At 39.3% G+C, this 18,939-nt stretch carries 19 protein-coding genes, 1 pseudogene and 1 riboswitch; of the genes and pseudogenes, 2 read left to right on the top strand and 18 right to left on the bottom strand.

All coding sequences use genetic code 11. The annotated features are described in order from the left end of the window. Positions 1-15: 15 nt before the first annotated feature. The 3 genes from pflA to CLNEO_RS07150 all read right to left on the bottom strand — a co-directional run bounded on the left by pflA (position 16) and on the right by CLNEO_RS07150 (position 2,158). Positions 16-729, bottom strand: a complete 714-nt coding sequence (pflA, locus tag CLNEO_RS07145) for a pyruvate formate-lyase-activating protein (protein WP_066086527.1) — start codon at positions 727-729, stop codon at positions 16-18. Between the two features lie 65 nt (positions 730-794). Beyond that, positions 795-878, bottom strand: a riboswitch (ZMP/ZTP riboswitch). Between the two features lie 244 nt (positions 879-1,122). Beyond that, on the bottom strand, positions 1,123-1,251 hold the full coding sequence (locus tag CLNEO_RS16405) for a hypothetical protein (RefSeq protein WP_278276619.1): 129 nt from the start codon (positions 1,249-1,251) through the stop codon (positions 1,123-1,125). 118 nt (positions 1,252-1,369) lie between these two features. Beyond that, positions 1,370-2,158: an SDR family NAD(P)-dependent oxidoreductase gene (locus CLNEO_RS07150; RefSeq protein ID WP_066086529.1), complete on the bottom strand. Its 789-nt coding sequence runs from the start codon at positions 2,156-2,158 to the stop codon at positions 1,370-1,372. Between the two features lie 83 nt (positions 2,159-2,241). On the opposite strand from CLNEO_RS07150, the gene CLNEO_RS07155 reads away from it, so the two are divergent. Beyond that, on the top strand, positions 2,242-2,649 hold the full coding sequence (locus CLNEO_RS07155; RefSeq protein WP_066086532.1) for a MerR family transcriptional regulator: 408 nt from the start codon (positions 2,242-2,244) through the stop codon (positions 2,647-2,649). A 216-nt stretch (positions 2,650-2,865) separates the two neighbouring features. Here the strand turns inward: CLNEO_RS07155 and CLNEO_RS16650 are convergent. The 12 genes and pseudogenes from CLNEO_RS16650 to CLNEO_RS07210 form a co-directional block, all read right to left on the bottom strand. After that, positions 2,866-3,130: pseudogene (locus tag CLNEO_RS16650) on the bottom strand (hydroxylamine reductase); the annotation flags it as partial. Between the two features lie 51 nt (positions 3,131-3,181). Then, positions 3,182-3,757, bottom strand: a complete 576-nt coding sequence (locus tag CLNEO_RS07160) for a class I SAM-dependent methyltransferase (protein WP_066086535.1) — start codon at positions 3,755-3,757, stop codon at positions 3,182-3,184. 70 nt (positions 3,758-3,827) lie between these two features. Then, positions 3,828-4,394 carry a TetR/AcrR family transcriptional regulator gene (locus CLNEO_RS07165; protein WP_066086669.1) on the bottom strand — a complete coding sequence of 189 codons (567 nt, stop codon included), beginning with the start codon at positions 4,392-4,394 and terminating at the stop codon, positions 3,828-3,830. Positions 4,395-4,558: 164 nt separating this feature from the next. Then, positions 4,559-5,581, bottom strand: coding sequence for a sugar kinase (locus CLNEO_RS07170; RefSeq protein WP_066086539.1), 1,023 nt, complete (start codon positions 5,579-5,581; stop codon positions 4,559-4,561). An 18-nt stretch (positions 5,582-5,599) separates the two neighbouring features. After that, positions 5,600-6,223 carry a bifunctional 4-hydroxy-2-oxoglutarate aldolase/2-dehydro-3-deoxy-phosphogluconate aldolase gene (locus CLNEO_RS07175; protein ID WP_066086542.1) on the bottom strand — a complete coding sequence of 208 codons (624 nt, stop codon included), beginning with the start codon at positions 6,221-6,223 and terminating at the stop codon, positions 5,600-5,602. 29 nt (positions 6,224-6,252) lie between these two features. Next, positions 6,253-6,891 (bottom strand): bifunctional 4-hydroxy-2-oxoglutarate aldolase/2-dehydro-3-deoxy-phosphogluconate aldolase, encoded by a 639-nt coding sequence (locus CLNEO_RS07180; protein ID WP_242864181.1) that lies wholly within the window; start codon positions 6,889-6,891, stop codon positions 6,253-6,255. After that, positions 6,888-7,898 carry a 2-dehydro-3-deoxygalactonokinase gene (locus tag CLNEO_RS07185; protein WP_066086545.1) on the bottom strand — a complete coding sequence of 337 codons (1,011 nt, stop codon included), beginning with the start codon at positions 7,896-7,898 and terminating at the stop codon, positions 6,888-6,890. The genes CLNEO_RS07180 and CLNEO_RS07185 overlap by 4 nt, the downstream gene beginning before the upstream one ends. A 5-nt stretch (positions 7,899-7,903) precedes the next feature. Beyond that, the gene (locus CLNEO_RS07190; RefSeq protein WP_066086548.1) at positions 7,904-9,382 is read right to left on the bottom strand and encodes a tripartite tricarboxylate transporter permease; all 1,479 of its coding nucleotides are present in this window, start codon (positions 9,380-9,382) and stop codon (positions 7,904-7,906) included. A gap of 28 nt (positions 9,383-9,410) precedes the next feature. Then, the gene (locus tag CLNEO_RS07195) at positions 9,411-9,875 is read right to left on the bottom strand and encodes a tripartite tricarboxylate transporter TctB family protein (protein ID WP_066086550.1); all 465 of its coding nucleotides are present in this window, start codon (positions 9,873-9,875) and stop codon (positions 9,411-9,413) included. Positions 9,876-10,006: 131 nt separating this feature from the next. Beyond that, positions 10,007-11,020: a tripartite tricarboxylate transporter substrate binding protein gene (locus CLNEO_RS07200; RefSeq protein ID WP_066086554.1), complete on the bottom strand. Its 1,014-nt coding sequence runs from the start codon at positions 11,018-11,020 to the stop codon at positions 10,007-10,009. Between the two features lie 120 nt (positions 11,021-11,140). Continuing rightward, on the bottom strand, positions 11,141-11,899 hold the full coding sequence (kduD, locus tag CLNEO_RS07205) for a 2-dehydro-3-deoxy-D-gluconate 5-dehydrogenase KduD (RefSeq protein WP_066086559.1): 759 nt from the start codon (positions 11,897-11,899) through the stop codon (positions 11,141-11,143). Between the two features lie 31 nt (positions 11,900-11,930). Further along, positions 11,931-12,695, bottom strand: a complete 765-nt coding sequence (locus tag CLNEO_RS07210; protein ID WP_066086561.1) for an IclR family transcriptional regulator — start codon at positions 12,693-12,695, stop codon at positions 11,931-11,933. 1,140 nt (positions 12,696-13,835) lie between these two features. Here CLNEO_RS07210 and CLNEO_RS15760 point away from each other — a divergent pair. Then, on the top strand, positions 13,836-13,985 hold the full coding sequence (locus CLNEO_RS15760) for an IS3 family transposase (RefSeq protein WP_157723502.1): 150 nt from the start codon (positions 13,836-13,838) through the stop codon (positions 13,983-13,985). Positions 13,986-14,121: 136 nt separating this feature from the next. Here the strand turns inward: CLNEO_RS15760 and CLNEO_RS07215 are convergent, their stop codons facing one another. The 3 genes from CLNEO_RS07215 to CLNEO_RS07225 form a co-directional block, all read right to left on the bottom strand. Continuing rightward, positions 14,122-16,515, bottom strand: a complete 2,394-nt coding sequence (locus CLNEO_RS07215; protein ID WP_066086564.1) for a ribonucleoside triphosphate reductase — start codon at positions 16,513-16,515, stop codon at positions 14,122-14,124. A gap of 114 nt (positions 16,516-16,629) precedes the next feature. Further along, positions 16,630-17,322: an anaerobic ribonucleoside-triphosphate reductase activating protein gene (locus tag CLNEO_RS07220; protein ID WP_066086568.1), complete on the bottom strand. Its 693-nt coding sequence runs from the start codon at positions 17,320-17,322 to the stop codon at positions 16,630-16,632. 346 nt (positions 17,323-17,668) lie between these two features. Then, positions 17,669-18,793 carry a radical SAM protein gene (locus CLNEO_RS07225; protein WP_066086571.1) on the bottom strand — a complete coding sequence of 375 codons (1,125 nt, stop codon included), beginning with the start codon at positions 18,791-18,793 and terminating at the stop codon, positions 17,669-17,671. Positions 18,794-18,939 lie beyond the last annotated feature (146 nt).

Here is an 18,939-nt window from a genome sequence, read left to right on the forward strand (position 1 = left end):
ATCCTTTCTCAATCCCTACGAAATACTATCTAAAAGCATATTCTGAAGCTGTATTGTTTTTTCTTTGCTCATGGGTAACAAATCATTGAAAGGATACTGTATGCCCATAACCTTGTATTTCTCAACGCCCAGCGTGTGATACGGAAGCAACTCAACTTTTTCCACATTGGGAATCGCCTTGATGTACTCCCTGAGTCCCTTGATATGTTCTTTGGAATCAGTCAAATTTGGTACGACAACGTGTCGAATCCATAGGGGGATTCCTTTTTTCTTCACTGCCTCTAAAAATTTTGTTGGCACCGAAAAATCCCCAGCCGTCAGCCCATTATAATGTTCGGATAAATAATGCTTTACATCTAATATTACCAAGTCCGTATAGTTTAATAGTTCCTCATAATCTCCGTATCCATACCCAGCCGTATCAAGGCAGGTTGAGATGTTTTCTTTTTTACAGGCTTTAAATAATTCCGTTAAAAACTCAAGCTGCAAAAGCGGCTCTCCGCCGGAACAGGTTATGCCGCCTGTATTGCCATAGTAGGGTTGAAAACGTTTCAGCATTTTCATTATTTCACTTACATCCATTTCTTTTCCGCCTTGCATTTCCCATGTATCCGGGTTATGACAATACTTGCAGCGAAGCTTGCAACCTTGAAAAAAGAGAACTGTTCGTATTCCTGGGCCATCTACCAGTCCCATAGACTCAATAGAATGAATTCTACCCTTTTGCATATAACCACCTCTTTCTAATCCAAATTTTCCAATTTTTTGAAATAGAAAAAGCCGACAATCCGGGCTTTTTCTGCCCAGACGGTCGGCTTGTTTTAGCGATTATACTTCACGTGGTTGCACCCACTGTTCCGTCAGTCATATAATCTATGAAATGATTTTAGCATGACTTTTTTTTACTGTCAACTAAATTTTTTTAATTTGTATCCCTAGAAGGTTTGTTTTTTGGTTTCATCATAATAAGCCAAAGTTGTGATTCATCAACAACAGGCACATATTCAAAAAAGGTTCATAGAATTTTGTAAAAATAAAAATCTACCAACCTTTTAAAATGAATTATAACGTTGAAATATTTAGAAAGCAATTTTTTTGCAAGGTAAATTTAGTAAAATCCCTTTATTTTTTTCTTGGTATTTCAGGAAAAGGTAAGGATTCCTTCTCTTGTGCCTGTTTTTTTACCTTGTTTTTCCCCTTTGGTTCGAAAAGCTCTTTTCGTGTATTATATTTTACATCTTCTTTTGCCATAAAATCACCTCTGCATAGTTTAACCCAAACCACCTTTTTCTATCAAAAAGAATGTAAAATAAATTTTTCATGGTGTTTTTTGTGCAAAACCCTGGGCGCTAAGTATGGATTTTTTCCGTTACATTTTTTGATTGCGTGAAGATCCCCCTGCATATAAAAATTTAGGATTACACAGCTGAAACTCAAACGTTTCTCGATCTACCGCTCCAACTACTTGATCACTATCATATAATTCCAATAAAAATGCCGCCATCTGCCCACTTGTATGGTAAGTGCCAAAGAGTTTATCATAGTCATACACATCAACATGATTTGCCACCTTTCCAAACTCCGTTTTCGTTGCAGCCGGCGCCAATACCTTCGCCCGCAGCTTAGCCCCGGATTCTTTCAATTCATGAGCCAAGCCTTCCGTAAAAGCGCTGACAAAAAATTTTGTAGCGCAATAAGTAACAGCTGTTGGCACAATCATATAGCCTCCGCAAGAAGAAACATTTATTAACTGCGTCCCTTCCGTATCCTTATAGTCATGAACAAATAATGAAGATAAAATCGTTAGAGCTTCTACATTTAAGCGAAGCATATTTTCAACTTTTTTTAGGTCTTGGCTGGCTACGCTGGCATAGCTTCCAAACCCCGCATTGTTAATCCAGCTTTCCAGCTCAAACGCCTTCAAGTCAGCATAAAGCTGGTACACATTCTCCGTTAAGGATAGATCAACTGCCTTAATGATAACGTCCAGCGTTGGATATTCTCCCAAGATATTTTTTTTCAGTGCTTCAAGATTATCTTGACGACGAGCAATAAGAACCAAATTTTTGCCCCGTGCTGCAAATGCTTTTGCTGTTTCATAGCCAATACCCGAACTAGCTCCGGTAATTACTGTATACTTCTTTGATTTCTCCATCATTGAAAAGCCTCCTTTTATCTGTTATAATCAAACAATACAACATAGAGTTCCCTCTATGTCAAGGGGATGGAGGTGATTTTATTATGAAATATTCTATCGGCGAGTTTTCCAGGCTTACAAACCTAGGTATACATACCTTGCGGTATTACGAGCAGGAAAAATTAATTTCACCGGAGCGAAATTCCGCAAATCGTCGGTGCTATAATGATAAAGATATGGCATGGATTGCCTTTATCAAGCGTTTAAAGGCTACAGGTATGCCCATTAAAGAAATCAAGCGCTATGCCCAATTGCGATCCAGCGGGAATTCATCATTAAACGAAAGATTGGAAATATTGATACAACACCGCCAAATCTTGGATGATCAAATTAAACAATTGAAAGAGCATCAAGCAAAACTGAACGAAAAAATTGAATTTTACAAAGAAGAAATTGCTTCTCAAAATCTATCAATTCAATCTACTTTTAGAAAGGAAACCATTTTTTTGTAACCACGTACCTTGGCTTCAAAGAACTTCCTCTTTAATAATACTAACGAAATCATTTACACGACGGAACTATTTTTCTTACTTTGAAATTTTTTTATTTGTGAATATCCTAATCGTTTCAACCATTAAAAGCAAAGATGCCCGAAGTATCTCCGGAATCTCTGCTTTTTTAATGATTCGTAAATTATTCGCCCATAAAAAGTTGATATCTTCTCTTCCTTATCCAACTCCAAAAATGTCAAACACTTCAGCAAGAGCATTTGAAGACAAAAATCCAGATAAGGCTGGCTCGAGATCAATATTTTTTACGCCTAAGGAGAGTAATGCAAGCAGTATAATTGCGGCTTTTTGCTCATACCAGGCAATATTATATGCAATGGGAAGGTCATTTACATCCTCATGGTTGAAAACTTTTTTTAAGGGCGGTTACCACAAGAGAATATGCGTCATTGCATTGACTAGGAACAAGCACTGTTGGAATACCCCAATTGAAAATGCTGTTTTGCTTTTATTGATACTGCCACCTTCATAACCCTTAACCTATTTCCTCATATTTCTTTTGCAATCTAAAAATTGGATACAAGCGCTTCATTTGAACAAAATTTCCATATTTTTGTATTGCTTTCGGCCTCCAAAAAGGTGCGGCAGTCCAAATAGCGCAAACACCATTGGGTTTCAAAATACGATATATCTCTTTTGAAAGCTCCTTCAATGGAATGACTGGTGCCGGAATTACGCCATACAAAATAATCATGTCAAACATATTATCCGCAAATGTTGTATTAAGTGCATCCTGCTGTTGCACCACAACATTGGAAAGCCCCAGTGTCGTAACCTTTTTCTCCATTTCTTTGATTGCAATAGGATGAATGTCTGTTGCATACACACACCCTTCCTTTCCCACACACTTTGCTATCTCCTCAGTAAAAAAGCCGGAACCACAGCCTATCTCAAGCACCACTTGCCCATTACAAAGACAGGCATTTGCAACCAGTTTTGTGGGATTGTTATATTTTTTTCTTTTGGGATTATCCAACCATTTCAGCAGCTTTTCATAAAAAACTACCCCTTTTTGGGATTTTCCCGAAAAAAGCACATCTCTTAATTTCATTTCATTGCCTCCTTTTTATTAAAGAACTATCGTTCCTTATTGATCCGTAAAATAAACTGCCCTTTGGCAGCTATTTTAAAAATTGCCTAATTCCTTTTGCATAAAAATTAGTTAGATGCTGCAAATTTTGCTGCAACTCCTCCTCACTTCCGTGTGCTTTCACAACAGCGATAATTCCTTCTATCAAATTTTGTGCAAAAATCTTTGACATTAACGCTTTGTCGTCTACCTTATCATTCATTTGCTCCATAACGTGCTTTTGTACAAGAGCAATTATTTCTTCCCGAAACCCTTCGTACCTAGTTCCTTTGCTTTTTTCAAAAATTAACAAAAACTTTCCTTTGCTTACGGCAATCATTTTTCCGATTACAAAGCTAATATTTTGATTCAGCTCCTCAGTTTGATCCTCATGCGTCATAAGCTTTTGAAACCCAGTTACAAACTCATGAAAAATGGGATCTGCAACGGCATTAAACAGCATTTCTTTGTTTTCATAGTATAAGTATAAATTACTGACACTAATTCCAACCTCTTTGGCAATGCCTCGTGTTGTCGTTTCAAGAAATCCCTTTTCGCAAAACAACTTTTCTGCTACCTGTAAGATTTGAAGTCGTACCTCATCTTTTAATACCTGCATAATAAAGAACCTCCGTTCCTTATTATCATAACATGCTTTTTCATAATTGCAACTACTTTTTTGTTTTTTTAAAAAATAAATTTTGCCTACAACAAAAAAACCTGCACAAGGACTCCTTGAAACAGGTTTTATCAGCATATTATTTTCCGTTTATTTCCACTAATTTAGCGCTGGACACGACCGGAACCATCGCCCTTTGCTAACTTCAATACCTCATCTACCGAAACCATATTAAAATCGCCCTCAATAGAATGCTTTAAGCAGCTTGCCGCCACAGCAAATTCAATGGTTTCTTGCATAGAAAAATTGTTTAAAATTGCATAAATCAAGCCACCGCCAAAGCTGTCGCCACCGCCAACGCGATCTACAATGTGAACCAAATAATTTTTACTAAAATAAAATTCACTACCATCATAAAGCATAGCCGCCCAATTGTTGTCGTTCGCAGAAATAGAACCACGCAGCGTAATGGCTACCTTTTTGAAACCAAAGGTTTCTGCCAACGTTTTTGCTACTTCTTTATATCCATCATAATTCAGCTTTCCAGAGGAAATATCTGTATTCGTTGCATGAATATCAAAAACGTCAGCAGCATCTTCCTCATTGGCAATACATACGTCCACATAGGGCATTAATTTGGACATAGTTTCCTTGGCTTCTGCTTTTGTCCAAAGATTTTTACGATAATTTAAATCGCAAGAAACCATAATTCCTTTTTCCTTGCACACCTTCAAAGCATCTTCGCAAATGGCAGGCACTTCACCGCCTAAGGCAGGCGTAATCCCAGTAAAATGAAAAAACTCCACGTCGTCTAAAATGTTATTCCAGTCAAAATCTACTCTTTTTGCTTGTGAAATGGCAGAATTTGCTCTATCGTAAACCACCTTAGAAGGACGCTGGGATGCTCCTTTTTCCAAGAAATAAATCCCCACTCTATCACCGCCACGGACAATTTTACTGGTATCCACGCCATATTTACGAAGGGCGTTTACACCGGCTTGACCGATTTCATGCTTGGGAAGCTTTGTAACAAATGCCGCATCCAAACCATAGTTTGCTAACGAAACTGCCACATTAGCTTCCCCGCCGCCGTAGGTTGCTCCATACTTTTCGGCCTGTGAAAAACGCAAATATCCCTCCGGCGCAAGCCTTAACATAATTTCACCAAATGTAACTACTTTTTTCATTTGATCTTCCTCCCCAAATCATCCTTGTACCAATGCAACTGCCGATGCAGTTAATTTTTCAATCTCATCAAATTTCTTTTCTTTTATTAAGGTGTCCTTCACCATCCAGCTACCGCCACAGGCAATAATTTTTGGATTTGCCAAGTATTCCTTAATGTTCTTTTCGTTAATTCCCCCTGTAGGCATGATACGTATATTTGGAAAAGGCCCGGTCAAGGCTTTGATCGTATTGAGTCCGCCATAGTTTTCCGCAGGGAAAAACTTTAACACCGTAAGCCCCATTGCCAAAGCCGCCATTACCTCCGTAGGCGTACAAACCCCCGGAAATACGGGAATATTGTTTTCCTTTGCGTACGCCACAACCTCAGCGCTAAAGCCGGGAGAAACAAGAAATTTTGCTCCCGCCTCAACTGCCAGCTTTGCCTGCTCCACGTTTATGACCGTTCCTGCACCTACCAGCATCTGGGGAATTTCAGACATAATTTTGATTGACTCATATGCCGCCTCTGTGCGGAAAGTCACCTCGGCAATGGGCAGCCCACCGGCAATGAGCGCCTCAGCCAGTGGTTTTGCATCCTCAGCCTGGTCAAGCTTTACAACCGGTACAATTTTTAATTCTTCGATTCTTTTTTGAATATTCATTTCTTTCGAGTATACACTCTTCCCTCCTCTTATTTTAATCCGTATTCCAAAGCCAGTTTTGTAATTCCATGAAAATCACCAGCTTCAATGAGCCTCTGATTCACTAAATTTCCACCAATGCCAACGCCAACACAGCCAGCATTCAAAAAGGCCTGATAATTCGTTGCATCAATTCCTCCTACAGCGGCTACAGGAATGCCATCCAAAGGCCCTAAAACCGCTTTTACATAGCCAAGACCTAAGCTTGCCGCCGGGAACAGCTTCACAATATCTGCGCCCCAACAATACGCCTGGTAAACCTCCGACGGAGTTACTGCTCCGGGAATGGAAACCAGACCCAATCTCTTTGTTTCTTTAATCACTGCTTCGTCTATATTGGGAGAAATAATATAAGTCGCTCCTGCTTCCTTTGCCAAAGCAACTGCCTCAGGCGTCAATACCGTTCCTGCCCCCAAGGTAATTTCATCACCAAAATGCTCCTTGATTTTTCTAATAGAATGCACTGTTTCCGCTGACTTTCCAGCGCTTGACATAGAAAATGTTACTTCGATACAAGTAACGCCGCCATCCTTTAATGCTTGAACCGTTGGAAGGATATTCTTTTCTGAAATCCCTCGCACAATGGCAATTACCTTCCCCGCAATTATTTTTTCCATGGTTTTTGTCAAAGAACGCCATCTCCTTTTTTCATTTCTTCCAAAAGCTTATAATACCCCTGTAAACCAAAGTTTTCGCCCTCAGCCACAGGCTCTACAATCCATTTCATATTAGGCAAATAATGACTGCCTAAAATTTTATATGCCTCAATATAGTGCTTTCCGCCAATAATCACCGCTTTTTTTGCATCTGCCCAATCATATTCTATTTTTTTTTGCAGCATTTCTATGACACTACCCACAATCAAACCCATTAACAAAGCGTTTCGTGTTTTGTCTTCACAAACACCAAACACCTTCGTTCCATGAACAATATACAATGCTCGGGCCAAGCCATAGGTGGTTAGCAAATGATATCCTTCCAAAACAGAAGGAGCCGCCAAAGGGATATCTTCTTTTACCAATTCCCCGGCAAAAATTGTTTCTTTTTGAATGGCATGATATAGCTCGCCGGTAAAATTAGAAACAATATCGGAAATCATACCACTCTTGATATAAAGCATATGTGTATGGGAACCGGGGGAAATCATCACAGCTGTTTCATTTTCTGAAAGCACGCCCTTTGACAACATCCCAACCACTTCCATTTCCTCGCCACGCACGTTATTCATTTTTCCCATATTCTCCATTGTAACTGTTTCATCTGGCTGCCCTGTTTTCACCCCACGGATTAACACCAATTCCCTTTGAAAATACTTCTGTTCAAAATGCAAGTATCTCTCTGCCCAAAGTTTTTGATAACCCACCGGCGTACTAATATGCGGCACTTCAATGATACCAAAGGGGTTTGTTACCATTCCTGATAAGCAAATTTGCGTTACCCAACTATCCAAAACCCCATTATGCTTTAATATATCATCGTAACCTTTTTTCAGCCCTTGCAATAAAATCTCGTTGCTTCCCGAAATGGCAGAATCCTTTGTACCTACGGGAAGTATTAAGGTATCTATACAGCTGCCTTCTCTCACTAAAAACACCTTTGTGTTCGTCGTTCCCGAATCCATATAAATGTGATACATAAAAATTACCCCTTTTGTTTATTGAAAGACAGGAAAAAACCTTTGATATGCTTCCCAAATAGTGTAATAAAAATCAAAATTAAGAAAAACCAACAAATGGGCGTATTAAAAAATACGTTCACGCTGCCGCCGGATTTTAAAAGGGCTGTTCTAAAGTTTTTCTCTGCCATAGGCCCTAAAATCAAGCCTAAAATGGCTGGACTTGTAGGAACTTTTATTTTGCTTAATAAATAGCCAACAATACCGGAAACCAACATTACACCAACGTCAAACAAATTGTTTCTCATTGCAAAGCTTCCGATAACACAAAGCACAAAAATAATAGGTGTCAACACGGTTTTGGGTACACTTAAAACCTTTGTAAATAATCGAATACAGCTAAGGCCCATCAACAGCATAAAGGTGTTTGCAATAAACATTCCAAAAAAGATAGTGTATACCAAAACCTTATTGTTTTGAAAGAGCATAGGGCCTGGCGTTAACCCTTGGATGGTTAAAGCCCCAATCATAATCGCCGCAACTGCGTCTCCAGGAACGCCTAATGTCAGCATAGGAATCATGGCACCACCCGTTACCCCGTTGTTACCGCCTTCCGAAGCCGCTACCGCCTCAGGAGAACCCTTTCCAAACTCCTCCGGTGTTTTGGATAAGCTTCTTGCCGTGTTATATCCTACAAAGGAACCAATATCTGCTCCAGCGCCGGGAATAATTCCAATAAAAGTCCCAATTAAGCCGGTAATCGGCGCCGTCCTTAAAATTACCTTCCAATCTTCTTTATGCGGCAAAATTTTCGTTACTTTACAGTTAACCTCATCCTTATCATAAATGGTTTCAATGGATTCAAACCCTTGACTCATAGCAAACAAGCCAATCATTACGGGAATATAAGGCACACCGGATAATAAATTAACATTATGAGAAAAACGAATATAGCTTGTTACACTATCAATGCCGATTGTTGCAACTAAAATACCTAATAACCCGCAAATCAAGCCTTTTTCCATGTCCTTGCCAGAGATGTTGGCGATGATGCAAAGGCCAAAAAATGCAAGCAAAAAAAATTCAGCGGAACTAAATTTCAAAGCCAATTTTGCCAGCTGCGGACTGATTAACCATAAACAAAGTACACTGACCAAGCCGCCAATATAGCTGGATATAGTTGAAATCCCCAAAGCTCTCCCTGCTTCTCCTCTTTTTGAAAACTCATAACCATCAATGGCTGTTGCAGCCGATGCAGGTGTTCCCGGTGTATGCAATAAAATTGCAGAAATAGAACCGCCATAAATTGCCCCCACATAAATCCCCAACAACATCAAAATACCTGATTCGGCATCCATACCGAAGGTGAGTGGTAAAAGCAAGGCTACCCCCATGGTTGCTGTCAAACCGGGTAAGGCACCAATACAAATGCCCGCCGCTACACCAAGTGCCATATATAGCAGCACCATGGGTTCCAGTGCCGATTGTAAAACCTGTATGAGCATAATGTTCACCCTTTCTCTCTTTTATCAATTAAAAATAAAACAAGCCAAAGTTAACCGGCACATTTAATAGGAATCGGAAAACGCAGTAAATAAAAAGCGTTGTCACTACAGAAATCAACATGCTTTCCCAAATTTTCCCCCTAGAAAACCATTGTATAAATGCAAATAACATAACTACAGTAGAAATGATAAATCCTAATATATTTAACAATGCAACATAAGCCACAAGTCCTATCATGGTAATCAAAACTCGTTTGCTGCCATTCATTCTCTCAGACACTTTTTCTGCGACTTCTTTTGGCATTCGAATTGACTTAATCAGTAAAACCATAGAAACAACTACCAAACACCCTGCAATAATTCCCGGCCACATCCCCGGGCCCGGTACACCGGTGCCATATACTGCCGCTTTCGGATATCCCATTGTAACAATTATTATATATAAGCCCAGCACAATACATATCAAAGAAAAAACTATATTGCCTTTTTTCATAAATCTACGTCCTTTCTTAATTATCGGAAACCCCAAAACAGTGAACATTTCTCGGAATTTCTTTGAAAAAAGGGAGGTTTTCACCTCCCCATTTTTAATCTTTCGTAAAATTTAAAGTTCTTTCAGAAAAATTATTGTACCTTCAGTCCAAGATCTTCAATCAAAGCTGTATATGTTTCCAAATCCTTCGCCATACGAGCTTCGTAAGAGGGACCATCCATGATTTCAATTACGTTGTTGGAGTTATTCATAAATGTAACAAAATCTTCGGATTGTGCTGCTTCAGAAAAAATTCTGTATAATTCGTCAACAACTTCTTGAGGTGTTGCGGCAGGAACAGCCAAGCCTCTCCATGTACCAAGCACTACATCATAACCTGATTCTTTTGCTGTGGGTACATCAGGAATTGCTTCTAATCTATTGTCGCTCAGAACTGCCAATACTTTCAAATCTCCGCTTGCAACATAGTTTGCAACTTCTGCATAAGAAACTGCTACGCCGTCAATATGTCCACCCAACAAGTCCGTAATTGCACCTGCAGCACCGTCGTAACCAACGTGTGTAAACTGTGTGTCAGCTGCCTTTGCCAAGCCGGCTGCAGCCAAGTGCCAAATTGCACCATTACCGGAGTTACCCATTTGAAATCCATTTGATTTACTGTATTCAAGCACATCTTCTAATGTATTAAATCTTGTATCGTCTGCCTTTACTGTAATTGCAGATGCAGCAGAATTTACCATCATAATCGGTTTAAACTGAGAATAGGTTAAACCTGCATTTGTGCCCATGGCTTCCAAAGTTGTCAATTCAACAGTTGTCATGGTGATCGTCTTGCCATCCGCAGCTGCATTTGCACCTGCAAGCATGCCCGTTGCACCACCTGCGCCGGAACGGTTTTCAACTGTAATGTTTTTAAAGGAGCCTTTTGCAGCATCAGCCAAAGCTCTCATAACTGTGTCTGTACCGCCACCTGCATCATAAGGTACAATTGCCGTTACAGATTCCTTAGAGAAATCAACAGCAGCCGGCTCTTGAGAACCAGCATCGGCATTTGCGTCACTAGCCTTGGTTCCACAAGCTGCCAAGCTTGCCACCAATGTCATGGATAAAGCAATACCGATTGTTCTTTTCAAAAATTTTTTCATACTTACTCTCCTCCTGTTTTCATTTTTCATTCTATATAATTACGCACAAACACAAAGTCTTTGGTTTGTGCGGAATTATCTCTTTTAACCCAAACTTTATCCTCTCTCCTAGAGAAGAAATTATCTTGCCAGCCAGCCCCCGTCTACAGCTAAAGTAAAGCCATGAATATAGTTTGCGGCGCTGGAGCAAAGAAAAGCAACTGCTCCGCTTATATCGCTGGGCTCTCCCCACCGTCCGGCAGGAATCCTACCCAAAATTTCGTGAGACCGTGCAGCATCCTCACGCAAGGCTCTGGTATTCTCCGTTGCAATATAACCAGGTGCCACTGCGTTTACATTGATATTGTATTTCGCCCACTCATTTGCCAAAAGCCTGGTAAGCCCCATAACGCCACTCTTGCTTGTGGTATAAGATGGAACGCGAATGCCCCCTTGATAAGAAAGCATGGAAGCAATATTGACAATCTTTCCTCCCCCGCCTTGTTTTATAAATTGACCGGCAACTGCTTGGGAAAGGAAAAATACCGTCTTGGCATTGATATTCATTACGTCATCCCAATCTTTTTCCGAAAAGGCCAAAGCATCCTCTCTACGGATAATTCCTGCATTATTTATTAACATATCAACCTGGGAAAACTGATCCAAAGTCTTTTGTAAAATTTCTTGAAACAAAGCTTGACTAGGCTTTGTCAAATCTGCTTGTATGGGTAAAAAACCAACACCAAACCCTTCGATTTCTTCTCTTATTTCTTCCAAAGAGCTACTCCCAACCCCCACAATATTTGCGCCGGATTTGGCAAGCTCTATGGCAATTGCCTTGCCAATGCCTGTTCGGGCACCTGTGACGATTGCAACCTTTCCTTGTAACGCAAAATTCATGCTTACAACCCCTTTTTCTACCTTAAAAATACTATTCCTTTCTTCCCATCAAACGCATCAATTCTTTCTTGCCCTCCAAAAGCAGTCCCTTAATGCGGGTTAAGTTATCTTCCGTCATATTTCCCGCCGAAGCAGAAACACTTAAGGCATAACGAACGCCACCGTTAAAATCAGGTATGTTTGTAGCAATACAAAAAATTCCTACTTCTCTTTCTTCTCTATCATAGGCAAATCCCGTTTCTCTTGCCTCATGCAGCTCTCTTTTTAAAATATTTACGTCCTGAATCGTTTTGTCTGTATAGACAACCTTCTCCCGCTCTTCCCAAATGCGATTCACATCTTCATCCGGCAGTTGGGAAAGCATTGCCTTTCCTAACCCTGTATTTGGTATTGGTAATTCCATTCCAACAAAGGATCCAATGGCAAATATCCCAGAGCTTGGTGTAATTTTATCAATGTAACGAATATTGTTTCCCACACGCTCGGCAAAGTGTACCGTATCTCCGATTCTTTCCGCCAATTCCTTTAAATATGGATGCACCAACTGTACCATTGCATTTTTCTTATACACGGCGTTACCCAATGCCGTCCATTTATAGGTCAACATATATTTATCCGTTTCATGATTTTGTATTACATACCCCAGCTCAAGCAGCGAAGATAGTATACGGTGTATTGTAGTGGTATTTAAACCGGTAATTGTTTTTAACTCTCGTACCCCTACCGTTTCTTTTTGTGCCATCGCCTCCACCACAATAAATAAACGCTCTACAGACTGCATCGTTTCTCCAGCCATCAATTTCCCTCCAAAAATAATTATGTTTTTTTATTTAAACAACACAATTATTTTAAATCAATTATTATTCCTATGTCCATACTTCCAAATTTTATTTTTTTACAAATCCTTCTAAATCATGGTATTTCTTTTCGTTTCTTTTACAAAATATATGTTTTCTCTTACAACCTATCCTTTACCGAAATGCATCCCATTTCTTGCGAAACATGCTTGTGTAATACAAATAGAATTATAAAAATTTATAAAAACACTTTCCATTCCTCTAGAAGGAACAACGTTCCGTTTAAGTTATTTTTATGGTATCACACTAAAATTCTAAAGTCAAGTTTTACCAAAAAACATTCCAATTATTGGTTAATTTGCTATATTTTTTTAGTAATATTTTAGTTGTATTGCCTAATAAAAAAAAATTTAGTTGTTAAATTAGTTGATAATCGAGCAACTTTTTTGATGATTATATCAGTTAATTTGACAACACTATTTTGTTTTCTTTAAAAATCATAAATAGACCTTTTTTAAGGAAACCCTTAGCAATAGCGCCAAGCTTTTTAATCTAAAATCGTTTAAGTCAATACTTTGCAGCCTTCTTTATATCCTTTAAATATTTATTTCTATAAAATCTTTTTATTATAAATTGAAAATTTTGTTTGATTAAAAGCCAATCCTCGTTTATATTGTAGGACATAAAAAAATCATCTGGAGCCCACAGCGATAAGCGAGGTGGCACTGTATTAAACAAAAGAAGGCTGGGAATGCTTTAAACGGAAAATTAACCTTTTAAATCGAGTAAGACACGGAGATTTTATTAAGTGATGAATTGTCAAGTCAAGTGCGCCATTTCGTGTAGAAAAACCTGAATTGCTGATTTCCAGCCAAGGCACTTACGAGGTTTGGCGTTAATAAGAAACAACTTGTGGGTTAAATCCTCTTGGTTCACCAAAGCCAGATTGGTTTTTTTGGATAAAATTCTCGCAGCAGACCATTAGAATTTTCATTGCTACTACGTTGCCATAAAGAATAAGCATTGGCAAAATAAAGGGTTAAACCGAGTCGTTCCTCAGTATTTGTGCAACAGGCAAACTCTTTGCCACGGTCTGTTGTGCCAGTCTTGAGGCACTCTTGGGCAATGTATTATAGCGTGTGGCAATTGCAGTTTGCATGGATGTAGCTGTTCTGTTGGGCATTTTCAACGCAGTATACATGGATTATTACAACAATCGGCGCAGCAAGGCAAAGCGAAAGGGCTTGCCGCCTGCACTCCACAGACAACAAGCCCTTTCGGCTGCTTAAACAATATTTTTCTTAAAGATTTGTCTAACTTTTTGGGGGCACTTCAACAAAATGCATCCCTTTTAATTTCTCTGTATTTTTAACCGGCTATGTTTTTGCACCGCTGGTGATAAGAACAAATTGGAGAACCCCTTTTTTATACCAAAATTGAATAACCTTCAATAAAATTCTTTATATTAGAGGCGTTCACATATAAACTGTACTCCAAACCATTTTGGACAACCAAAGCAGGCACACTTCTTATTTCATACTTTTCAACCAAGTCAGTATTTTCTTCTGCTTGCACAATTTCATAAGTAATATTTGCCTGCTCAAGAAAAGCTTTTACCATATTGCAGTTTGCGCAGGTTTTTGTGGTAAAGAGCATGATGTTATCCGCCGCAGAAACATTTTGTTTTTCAGCCGCACAAATTTCGGGTTGACTGTCATTATTAACAGCCATATTTTTCAAAATAGGATTTTTTTCTAAATCATATAGCTTTCGATCCTTAAATTCCTGGGTCTTGCCTTCATTCCAGTTTTGCACAGGGCGATAATAGCCAGTAATTCTGCTATATACCTCTGTTGCTGCGCCACATTTTTCGCAAACATATTGTTCTCCGTTGATATATCCGTGGTTTTTGCAGATGGAATAAGTTGGAGAAAGCGTATAATACGGCAGGGTATAGTTCTCTGCAATTTTTCTTACCAGCGTTGCAGCTGCCTTCCATCCCGGAAGCTTTTCCCCTACAAACGCATGAAACACCGTACCGGAGGTATAAAGGGTCTGCAAATCATCCTGAATATCCAGGGCTTCAAAAATATCATCTGTATAGCCTACGGGCAGATGAGATGAATTTGTATAATACGGTGCTTCTCCCCCTTTCGCTGCGGTAATAATATCCGGATAACGCTTCACGTCATGCTTCGCCAAACGGAAGGTTGTACTCTCCGCAGGAGTTGCCTCCAGATTGTATAAATCGCCGTATTCCTCCTGATAGTCAGAAAGGCGTTCACGCATATGATTCAACACTTCTCTGCCAAAGGCATGTGCCGTTGGATGTGAGATATCCTCTTTTATCCATTTGGCATTGAGGGTTGCTTCATTCATCCCAATCAAACCGATGGTAGAAAAATGGCTGTTAAAGGTGCCTAGGTAGCGCCTGGTATACGGATAAAGTCCTTCCTCCAGCAACCTTGTAACCACATTTCGCTTTATTTTAAGACTTCTTGCCGCAATATCCATCATCCGATCAAGGCGGTTATAAAAATCAGCTTCATCCTTTGCCAAATATGCAATGCGGGGCAAATTAATCGTAACAACACCAATGGAACCCGTACTTTCGCCGCTTCCGAAAAAACCGCCTGATTTTTTCCGCAGCTCTCGTAAATCCAAACGCAAACGGCAGCACATACTCCGTACGTCGCTTGGCTCCATCTCGCTATTAATATAATTTGAAAAATAAGGAGTACCATATTTTGCCGCCATTTCAAATAAAAGGCGATTATTTTCCGTATCGCTCCAGTCAAAATCTCTTGTGATGGAATAGGTTGGGATAGGATACTGGAAGCCACGCCCATTGGCATCACCCTCGAGCATAATTTCAATGAAGGCTTTATTCACCATATCCATTTCTTTTTGGCAATCCTTATATTTAAAATTCATTTCCTCGCCGCCGATAATCGCCGGCAACTCCGCAAGGTCGTTGGGCACAACCCAATCCAAGGTAATATTGGAAAATGGCGCTTGTGTTCCCCAGCGTGAAGGTGTATTTACCCCATAAATAAAGCTTTCAATGCATTTTTTTGCAGCATCATAGGAAAGGTTGTCCACCTTAATAAAAGGTGCCAAATAGGTATCAAAAGAGGAAAAAGCCTGTGCTCCTGCCCACTCGTTTTGCATAATACCAAGGAAATTGACCATCTGATTGCAAAGCGTTGCCAAGTGACTGGCAGGAGAAGAAGTTATTTTCCCGGGAATACCTCCCAGCCCATCTTGAATCAGCTGCTTCAGACTCCATCCGGCACAATAACCTGTCAGCATGGAAAGATCGTGCAGATGAATATCCGCATCCCGATGTGCCTTCGCTATTTCCGAATCATAAATTTCGCTCAGCCAATAGTTCGCCGTAATCGCACCGGAATTACTGAGAATCAATCCGCCTACGGAATAAGTAACTGTAGAGTTTTCTTTCACTCGCCAATCGGTTACATTTAAATAGCTGTCCACCGTTTCCTTGAAATCTAGGATGGTAGACTTCATATTACGCATCTTTTCGTGCTGCTTTCTATATAAAATAAACGCCTTTGCCACATCTGCATAGCCGCTTTTGATCAGAACATTTTCTACGCTATCTTGAATATCCTCCACGGAAATAAGACCATCCACAATTTTAGGTTCAAAATCAGCTGTTACCTTAAGTGACAAAAAATCTATGGTTTGCGGATGATATTGCTTATCTTGGGCTTCAAAAGCTTTCGTTATCGCCTTACTGATTTTGATTAAGTCGAATTCAGCAATCTGACCATCTCGTTTAATTACTTTATACATTTTTCCCACCCCAATTATTTTTTTATCATTGTAGCACAGATATACCAATCCCTCAATAGAAAATTACAATATGTTGTGGTTTTTTTCGACAACGCCACAATCTATGCTTTTTTGTTATACTCCGCGAAGCCTAGCTGTTGGGATAAGAGGGTGAATTAAATCAAGTAAAGCTTGCAATTCATCCTTTGAATAACTACTCATACCCCTCGCCAAAACATCATTGGAATTTACGAAATTTTGAATATAATAATTTTGCGTCCCCTTAATCCACTGTGCCAGAGCAAACATATCCTCGTCCGTATGCAATTCTCGCACCACAGTTGTGCGAAATTCGTAAGGCACTACATTCGACAGCAAAATAGAAATACTTTGTTTTATGGGTGAAATGTCATAGTTTTTTACACCAATGGTTTGTCCATATTTATCTGGTGCATTTTTAATATCCATGGCTACATAATCTACCAACTTATTATGGATAAGTTCCTGTAAGCGTTCCGGAAAGCTTCCATTCGTATCCAGCTTTACGGCAAAACCAAGGGCCTTAATTTCACCAATAAAAGCTTCCAGTCCTTTTTGCAAAAGAGGCTCACCTCCGGTAATGCAAACACCATCCAAAAGGTTTTTCCGTTTTTCTAAAAATAATAAAATTTCCTTTTCCAAAATCTTTGGTCCCTCATATTTATCCTGTATGATAGTTGCATTGTGGCAAAAGGGGCACCTAAAGTTACATCCAATCGTAAAAATTGTACAACATGTTCGATCCGGATAATCCAGCAAGGACAGTTTTTGAAGTCCTCCAATCAGCATTCAATTACCTCCTGTATATAAAAAATCAACGTGTTCAATTATCGAAATACTTCCCACAACACCGAAATAGGCGATCAAGCTCTGTTGTTTCCGTAATTCTTCAACCGCTACTATTCCAAATACATCCTATAAAGACCTTAATAACATCCCCGTTGATATTAGCCAGCTGTATGAGATCGCCATGACCATCATGAATATAGCATATCATCAGAAATTTTTATCAAGCCTTGCCCTCTAATACATGATCCACCCATTCTTTGCCACTCAGCGTTGATATTCCCATGGGCAGTTCATAGGGAATGATGATAAAATCATGGCTATCCCAAAACAAACAGTTATGAAGCCCCTAAAACATCAACTCCCCAGGCTGATAGCCCATGGGCAGCTCCTCTTCCCATAAAAATTTAAAATTATTATCATGCAGTATGGGTAAAAATACTTCGCAGGGTATCCTGGAAAACTCGCAGGCATAATTGCTGGCGCCGAACCATCGCCCCTCTTTGCTGCTTAAATTCAGACTTCTTGCAAATTTTGTATGATTTGAACAATCATGCACAACAAAATCCCAATTTTCGTTATCTGCTATTTTCATGAATTTCAGCGTTAATTCTCTACTCCAAACAGGCGAAATGTAGCCGTGTCTGGAAATATACATGTTTTCCCCAAAATAATTGTCTATATTGTTTGCATTTAAATGCAATTCCGCACAATTAATAAAATCCAGCTTTGTATCAAAAATCGCTTGCTTTTTCATAAAGAAAGCATCAAAAAACTCAGGGGTCATGGGCGTTTCAATGCCCACATGCTTAATGTATTTTTTTGCTATTCCTATATTTTCAATCACCTTATCTGCACAATTTGAGGCGCCAAGGTTAAAACGAATCTCGTCAAGGCCAGCTTCCCCTAAAGCCTTCAATGTTTCCTCTGTAGCCAAAGTACCATTTGTGTAAAGATGCTGATGAATTCCCGCAGCTCTAAATTTCTTTATGATGAAATAATATTTTTCAATTTCCATATATGGCTCTAAATAAACATAAGAAATGCCCGTAGGTTTTTGCTGAATGGAAAGAAGCAAATCGATATCTTTTTCGTAAAATTTTGTTCCGCCGATTTCCCACATTCCTTCACCAATGGGCGGAACATCATCCAACTCACCATAATTGTAGCAAAATTTACACTCCAAATTACATTTGTTGGTTTTCCTGATTGCACTCAAGCCTGTGCCGAAAAGACAGGAGCGACATCCGCCAGGAAAGTTTTTTTCATTTCCAACAAAATAAGTTCTGTTCCCAAAAGTTTTCAAACCGCTGATTTCAGACATTAGTTTATCATTTCTATCATCAATGGCCGCCTCAATTTGCGCAAAAGTGGCGTAAATAATTTCCTGCTGTTTTGCCAAAAATTCTTCATCCTCCGGTAAGGCCGAGAAAAATTCAAACCACATTAAAGCGTCTTTTTTTGAAATTTTCATTTTGTATTCTCCTTTAATATCCCTTTTAAACCCGTAAATTCACCACTTGCCTTTTCTATATTTTTCCGAAAAATATTACATATGCTATTCTCGAAAAATTGGTACGTTGTCGGGGCATTTTGCCTGTTATTTAAGACTCCTAAAGT

Source organism: Anaerotignum neopropionicum, from assembly GCF_001571775.1.
Lineage (GTDB): Bacteria > Bacillota > Clostridia > Lachnospirales > Anaerotignaceae > Chakrabartyella > Chakrabartyella neopropionicum.